The organism is Treponema sp. R80B11-R83G3, from assembly GCF_054786115.1.
Map to the genome: position 1 here is coordinate 1 of NZ_BDHF01000071.1, position 6,662 is coordinate 6,662.

8 protein-coding genes are annotated in these 6,662 nt (G+C 47.4%); 3 read left to right on the forward strand and 5 right to left on the reverse strand.

Annotated features, from left to right (window positions below):
• Positions 1 to 273: hypothetical protein (locus ACYVRH_RS09615; RefSeq protein WP_461256696.1), on the forward strand; the 273-nt coding region annotated here is incomplete at its 5' end.
• A 312-nt stretch (positions 274 to 585) separates the two neighbouring features.
• Here the strand turns inward: ACYVRH_RS09615 and ACYVRH_RS09620 are convergent.
• The 3 genes from ACYVRH_RS09620 to ACYVRH_RS09630 form a co-directional block, all read right to left on the reverse strand.
• A complete protein-coding gene (locus ACYVRH_RS09620) occupies positions 586 to 768 on the reverse strand; it encodes a hypothetical protein (protein WP_461256697.1) in 183 nt (60 codons plus the stop codon).
• The gene (locus tag ACYVRH_RS09625; RefSeq protein WP_461256698.1) at positions 765 to 1,286 is read right to left on the reverse strand and encodes a hypothetical protein; all 522 of its coding nucleotides are present in this window, start codon (positions 1,284 to 1,286) and stop codon (positions 765 to 767) included. Before ACYVRH_RS09625 ends, ACYVRH_RS09620 begins: the two co-directional genes overlap by 4 nt.
• Before the next feature lie 291 nt (positions 1,287 to 1,577).
• Complete coding sequence (locus ACYVRH_RS09630; protein ID WP_461256699.1) at positions 1,578 to 4,538, reverse strand: putative Ig domain-containing protein; 2,961 nt, start codon at positions 4,536 to 4,538, stop codon at positions 1,578 to 1,580.
• Positions 4,539 to 4,591: 53 nt separating this feature from the next.
• Here ACYVRH_RS09630 and ACYVRH_RS09635 point away from each other — a divergent pair, with 53 nt between their 5' ends.
• Together ACYVRH_RS09635 and ACYVRH_RS09640 are read left to right on the forward strand one after the other, a co-directional pair.
• Entirely contained in the window at positions 4,592 to 4,918 is a 327-nt protein-coding gene (locus tag ACYVRH_RS09635; protein WP_461256700.1) for a nucleotidyltransferase domain-containing protein, read from the forward strand.
• Entirely contained in the window at positions 4,911 to 5,330 is a 420-nt protein-coding gene (locus tag ACYVRH_RS09640; RefSeq protein WP_461256701.1) for a HEPN domain-containing protein, read from the forward strand. Before ACYVRH_RS09635 ends, ACYVRH_RS09640 begins: the two co-directional genes overlap by 8 nt.
• Positions 5,331 to 5,426: 96 nt before the next feature.
• On the opposite strand, the gene ACYVRH_RS09645 is transcribed toward ACYVRH_RS09640, so the two are convergent.
• Positions 5,427 to 6,380, reverse strand: a complete 954-nt coding sequence (locus ACYVRH_RS09645; protein WP_461256702.1) for a hypothetical protein — start codon at positions 6,378 to 6,380, stop codon at positions 5,427 to 5,429.
• Positions 6,377 to 6,662 (reverse strand): hypothetical protein (locus ACYVRH_RS09650; protein ID WP_461256703.1); only part of this gene is annotated, 286 nt, incomplete at its 5' end. The genes ACYVRH_RS09645 and ACYVRH_RS09650, both read right to left, overlap by 4 nt.

The following is a 6,662-nucleotide window of genomic DNA, read 5'->3' on the forward strand; positions in this document are numbered from 1 at the left end:
ATGCTAATGTGGCTTGGATTTGGATATGATGATATTAATGATAGTATAAAAAAAGCCATTGATGATGATTTTTTGATTGATGCAGGCGAGGGTATTGAAGTCAATAGTGAAGACCCAAAAATATCACGTTCAATTAAAAAATTAGACGTTTTGCAGAAATTTGTAAAGGAAATGGAGGAAGATGAAAAATTTACAGAATATTATCTTGGTAAATATGACCATAGATTGAATTTTTTATCAAAAAGATTCTGGGAAACGGCAGGCTTTATATGAAATTGCTAAGTATATATAAAACTAAATCCTAACCATGTGAACTATGATTATCTTAATAAACAATAGGGTAATATTGTTATACCACGTCTCCGCGAGAATCTTCTCCAATAGATCCCCCAAAAAAACACCCCTCGCAAAGGCGTAAAAAAAGTGACCGTCACCGCGTTCTCTACTGGCGTGACTATAATTCAACTCCCTGTTTGATAAGACCCTACTGAATGACGAGTTTGTCGCCATTCAGTACCACCGATTTTGTGGTATCGTCCGGCACAAAATAACTTTTAATCGCGTCAGTAGCTCCGCTGTTCACTATTACGCCAAAACCGCTTCTTTGACAAGGGTTTTAGGGTGCGATGCTTTGTACTCTGCGATTTCCCTGCGGACTTCTTCACGTTCTTCTTCAGTCCATTTTTTGGGAACGACCTGAAAATCATCGCTTTCAAAAGCGGCCAGCAACCAATTTAATTTTTCATCAGTGTCAATTGCTATCATCATTCTTCCTCCGTTTCAGGAAAATATTTCTCCAGTAAGACTTGCGCATCTTTTTCAAAAATAGCCATTCTTCTATCACTTATCAGTACTGCACCTAATGTTTTTTTATAGTGTTCAATAAGGGCGGTTTTCGGGTCGAAAGCGACAATTCCGTCAAAACCGTATTCTTTCGATAATTTGCATCCATAAGCGGTTAAATTACCGCAAACCCCAAGATATTTCTTGCCATTCCCTCTGTTAAACGATGCGCTTTCTATTAACGGCATAAGCACAAAACCTATATCTTTTGAAAGTGAAATTAAGCCGTGTATAATTTGCGGTTCTTTTTCGGTAACAAGTTTATATACCTGTCGATCAGGATAGGAAAATTCCAGTTTCCAATCAAAAAGCCAACCGTTTTTTTTGGTAATTTCTTTCAAATCGGCTTTTGTAACTGGCAAGACAAGTGTGTCCAATGTTTCGCCTGTCTCGGCATTTTCGATTGATTCGGTGATTTTGTCTATTTCAAAATCAACTTCCATTTTTAGAGTATATCACGTTTCACTTTATTACGCAACGAGACTACCTAAATTCGGATAACAGCTACCCTTGCGCTATCTTAAGAAATTCAGGTGTCTTCTACGCAGCGTGTCCTAAATTATATCCCGAAGACTTCTCACAAAGAGCACGAAGGTACAAAGAACACAAAGATGGGAATAAGGGGGGCGTAGGCAGGGAGCGACAGCCAACGGTCCTGCCCCCTGTTTGTCAAGTCATAAAATTACTCATTCTTCTCTTCCTTTTTTCTCTCTTCTTTTTTCCCTTTTCTTTTGTTATTCATTCCCGTCCCAGTACGCCATTTTCCCATTATCTCCCACGGCAACAAACTTCTCATTTCCGGCTGTACCGCCCCAGGCGATACCGTAGATGTAAACATTGAAGGTTGTGTCGAATGTGTTGGTGTCCGATACGGCTGTCCATGTTACGCCGTCTGCCGAATACGCCGCTCTGCTGTTTTCTCCCACGGCGACAAACTTCTGGTTTCCAGCAGGACCGCCCCAAGCGATGCCGTTGATGTTGGTTGAGTAGTAGTTGATCATGTTTGAGAATGTGGTGTCCGATACGGCAGTCCAGTTTACGCCGTCAGCCGAATACACCGCTTTGTCTCCTCCCACGGCGACAAACTTTCCGTTGCCCCAGGCGATGCCGCTGATGCCGTCGTTGTTGCCTAATATGCTGCCAGCTACGCCTGTCCATGTTACGCCGTCAGCCGAATACGCCACTCTCGACCACCCCACGGCGACAAAATTTCCGTTGCCCCAGGCAATGCCGTTGATTGTGCTATTGCTAAATCCGAGATTATTCGTGTTTATATTCCATGTTACGCCGTCAGTCGAATACGCCATTCTGCCTTCTTCTCCCACGGCGACAAATTTCTCATTTCCGGCAGGACCGCCCCAGGCCATGTCGTAGACGGATGCAGGAGTAGAACCAAGAGAGGTGGTGTATGTACCTAAAATGCTGCTCGGACCGGCTGTCCATGTTACGCCGTCAGCCGAATACGCCGTTTTGCCGCCGCCTCCCACGGCGACAAACTTCTCATTTCCGGCTGTCCCGCCCCAGACGATGCGCCTGATGACACTTGTGCCGAATGTGGTGTTCGCTACGGCTGTCCATGTTATGCCGTCTGACGAATATACCGCTTTGCCATAACTTCCCACGGCGACAAACTTCTCATTTCCGGCTGTCCCACCCCAGGCGATGTCGTAGATGTGATCATCGTAGGTTGTGCCGAATGTGGTGTCCGATACGGCTGTCCATGTTACGGGGCTGCCGCTTTCGACTATAACAATATAAAACACCCTTGTGGTGCCGCCTCCGTTCATTGCTTCAACTCTGAAATTAGATATTCCTGCAGTTGTCGGCGTTCCTGAAATTACCCCTTCTTCAGAAAGCGTCAAACCGTTAGGTAATGAGCCTTCTCTAATTTCCCATGTGATCGGCGTTGTTCCTGTTGCCGTTAAGGTTTGGCTGTAAACCGTTCCTATTGTACCGCCTGATAATAACCTTGTAGTTATGGTGGGACTGGTTACGAAGGCGGTAGAAATCCTCGCGCTGACATTTGCCGTACCCGCGTTATAGTTGGTATTGGAAGCGGAGCGGGCGTAGACATAGTACGCTGTACCGGAAGTTAGTCCGGTAAATGTAGTGCCGTTCTGCCATGTTGAGGGGGTTCTGTTATCTACCGTGAGGATTCCGTATTCTATGCTTTGCCCGGTAGCCGTTTCTAAAGTTACCGCATTTACGGTAATACTGTTGATTGTAGGAGAACCATTTACAGTGGGCGCGCTAACCTCCGAGCCTGCGGCTTTGGCTATAACGATAGAAAGCGACCTTGTGACGCTCCCCACCGCGTTAGTTGCTTTAACGGTGAAATTAAATGTCCCTGCCGCTGTCGGCGTTCCTGAAATTGCCCCTGCTGTAGAAAGCGCCAAGCCGCCCGGCAGTGAGCCTGTTTCAACGTTCCATGTGATTGGCGTGGTTCCCGTTGCCGTTAAGGTTCGGCTGTAATCCGTTCCTACCGTACCGACCGGCAATGACGATGTGGTGATTGCGGGAGCGTTGCCGGTACCACCGCTTGAAGCTATAACGATAGAAAGCGCCTTTGTAACGCTTCCCGCCAAGTTTGTCGCTTTAACGGTGAAATTAAATGTCCCCGCCGCTGTCGGCGTTCCTGAAATTACCCCTGCTGTAGAAAGCGCCAAACCGCCCGGCAATGCGCCTATTTCAACATTCCATGTGATCGGCGCGGTTCCCGTTGCAGATAAGGTTTGGCTGTAAGCCGTTCCTACCGTACCGCCTGGTAATGACGTTGTGGTGATTGAGGGGGAGGTGCCGGTGCCGCTTGCGGCTATAACAATAGAAAGCTCCTTTGTCCCGCTCCCCACCGCATTGCTTGCTTTAACGGTGAAATTAAATGTCCCTGCCGCTGTCGGCGTTCCTGAAATTACCCCCGTTGTCGGCGCAAGGTTCAAGCCTGTCGGCAATGTTCCGCTGTCAACATTCCACGTGATCGGCGTAGTTCCCGTTGCCGATAAGGTTTGGCTGTAAGCCGTGCCTACCGTACCGCCTGGCAATGACGTTGTGGTGATTGCGGGGGCTGTGCCGCTTCCAACAGGAAGTACCGTAACAGCGCACTCCGCCGTAAAGCCGCCGTCAACGGTGGTTACGGTAATGGTCGCTGTTCCGACCGTATGAGCGGTAACTATACCGTTGGCTACAGTCGCCACGTCTTCATCGTCTGAACTCCATGTTACCTTTTTATTGGTCGCGTTAGATGGCGTTACCGTAGCGGTAAGAGTTGCCGTGCCGCCTACAGTTATGGAAAGGGTGGTTTGGTTCAGCGTAACGCCATCTGCCGGCACTCCGGCGTTGAATGTTATGGAAAAATTTTGAGTATAGTCCTTTCCCTTCATCGCGCCGTTTTTAACGGTCGCTCTTACCACGACAGTACCGGCAGTCTGCGCGGTTAAGACATTCCCGCTTAATTTCACCTTGGCGGTTCCGGCATCGGCAACAGACCAAACAATATTTTTGTTACGGGCAAAAGCGGGTCTGACCGTTCCGGTAAGGGCAAGCGGAACGCCCGCAATACCCTCGGAGGGAACGCCCTCTATAGACGCTACATGAATGTCATAAACATCACCGGTGAATTCGCAGGTTGACAAAATTAAAATGAAGAAAAGAAAAAAGCCAAACCGCCATCCGCTCTTTATTTGGTTAATATTACTCATTGGACTCCTCCTGATACTGGACAAAATGCCCTATATTGATATATATTTTCTCTATGATAGATGAAACAATTCGGGTGGAACTGGATAAACTTACCAAACTCATCATAAACGCCATCCCTGTTGAACAAATATATCTCTTCGGCTCCTATGCCTACGGAACGCCCCATAAATATTCCGATTTAGACCTGTATGTGGTTTTAAAAAACGGTCTTCCAATGCGGGATTTGGACGCGGGCTTGCAAATAGCCTTGGCCATTGCCGATGAAAAATCAATGCCGGTAGATATTTTGGCAAAAAATAAAATGGACTTTGACAACCGCGTAGATGGTATGACTTTGGAGCGGGTTGTAAACCGGGACGGGATACGCATTTATGGCTAAACAAACAAATACGCCGGAAGATTGGCGGCTTTTGGCAGAGCGCGATATAAATGTTGCCGATCATCTTTCCAACACTATGGCTCCGATCCCAACTGAAATCATTGCTTTTCATTGCCAACAGGCGGCGGAAAAATACTTGAAAGGCGCTCTTGTAATTCTGGGAGAAGAGCCGCCTTATATCCATGATTTGAAGGAGCTTTGTAAACTTGCGCAAAAACATCGTTCTTCTTTTGTTAGTATATCTTCTCTTTGCACGATAATTACTCATTTTTCCATACAGCCCCGTTATGATATAGGTATAAGCCTTTCCGAAGATGATATGCGCGTTGTCCTTGTACACACGAAAACAATTCGGGACTTTTTGAAAAAGAAATCCCCGAACTGTTTCAATAAGCGAACAAAACTTTCTTGATAATTACTCATTTTCCCTCTTCCCTTTGCGTTAACATCTTCTCCTCATTCCTCATTGCTAATTCTTCACTGCTCACTGCTCATTGCTCACTGCTCCTTAAAACTTCCATCCCGCGCCGAGCCACGGGCGCAGGAAACCGGAATTATCATCCTTATTTAAAAAAACGGTATAGCCTAAACCGCCTTCCACATAAAGCTGTTTCCACGCAAACCACAGGAAAGACGCTTCAAAGTTAAATTGGGCGTTCATTCCGCCTGTTGAGTACGTGCTCTGTCCGGCGCTTATTTCACCCGCCTGAAAACCAAGGGCGAATCCCGTCCTTGCGTTTACCGCCATGCGGTGGGGAAGCTGTTTTTGCGCGACAAAATTAAGCCCTGCCGCGCCCGCCTGTACCGTTATTTCATTGCCGCCATCGGCATTATTAAGCGAATACAATGACGCTGACAGTTCCGCTCCCGGATTGAACCATACCCATTCGTCAAAGAGCAGTCCTAAACGGAACAGCGCGGAGGCGGCGTGAAAGCCGTTGAAGACTTCACCCATATTTCCGTGGATGGGGATAACGGGGGACCATGCCGCGCCTGCGTACAAATTAAAATGTTTTCCGGCAATACTGCCGCCGGTTTCGTCTTGCCTTTCAGCGTTTTGCGCATTATCGATCTGCCCGTCAACCGAGACTGGCGGTGGTTTTATTTCAAGCGTTACCCACCTTGACGGCTCGCCTGACTGTTCAAGATAATCATAAGGGATTATGCGGTAACGGTAGTTTCCCGGAGGCAGTGAAATTTCAAGGGTGGTTTTTTCGGTGAATTCCCGCAGGTAGACGCGGCGTTCCCTGCCCTCTATCCGTTCAATCACCACTTCGTATTTAACCGTATATTCATCACCTGTCCAGACAAGCTGTTGCACATAACGATGTTCTATGACGTAGCGTCCGCCGCCTTGCGTGCCGCCGCCTGTAGTTTGCTGCGACCGCGCCTGCGCCCACAGGGGATGGCTGGTAAAAAATAACGCCGTGAATAAAAATAAAAGCAAGAGGTTGTTTTTCATTTCCCAACCTCTGGTATTTGTACCTGCCCCGCCTTTGGTATATCTACTATGAAGCGGTTTTCCCCCGGCTCGCCATGCCTATCAATTACATTGTCCTTCCCCATATTGACGGCTTCCACTCTCCAGATAAAATTCCCGCGCCCCAGCGTTTTAATTTCCGTTGACCATTGGGTGCGGTTCTCAGGCCCTATTTGTGTAACCAATCGCCTTGTGGTTCCAGTCTCCTGATAAATCGTGAATAGGTAGGCGTTAGCCCCCGTCACCGCCGACCATCTAAAATTT

Bases quoted from the DNA above. Each gene is read 5' to 3' on its own strand.
- ACYVRH_RS09620 (WP_461256697.1), bottom strand. From the start codon at position 768: ATGATGATAGCAATTGACACTGATGAAAAATTAAATTGGTTGCTGGCC.
- ACYVRH_RS09625 (WP_461256698.1), bottom strand. From the start codon at position 1,286: ATGGAAGTTGATTTTGAAATAGACAAAATCACCGAATCAATCGAAAAT.
- ACYVRH_RS09630 (WP_461256699.1), bottom strand. From the start codon at position 4,538: ATGAGTAATATTAACCAAATAAAGAGCGGATGGCGGTTTGGCTTTTTT.
- ACYVRH_RS09635 (WP_461256700.1), top strand. From the start codon at position 4,592: ATGATAGATGAAACAATTCGGGTGGAACTGGATAAACTTACCAAACTC.
- ACYVRH_RS09640 (WP_461256701.1), top strand. From the start codon at position 4,911: ATGGCTAAACAAACAAATACGCCGGAAGATTGGCGGCTTTTGGCAGAG.
- ACYVRH_RS09645 (WP_461256702.1), bottom strand. From the start codon at position 6,380: ATGAAAAACAACCTCTTGCTTTTATTTTTATTCACGGCGTTATTTTTT.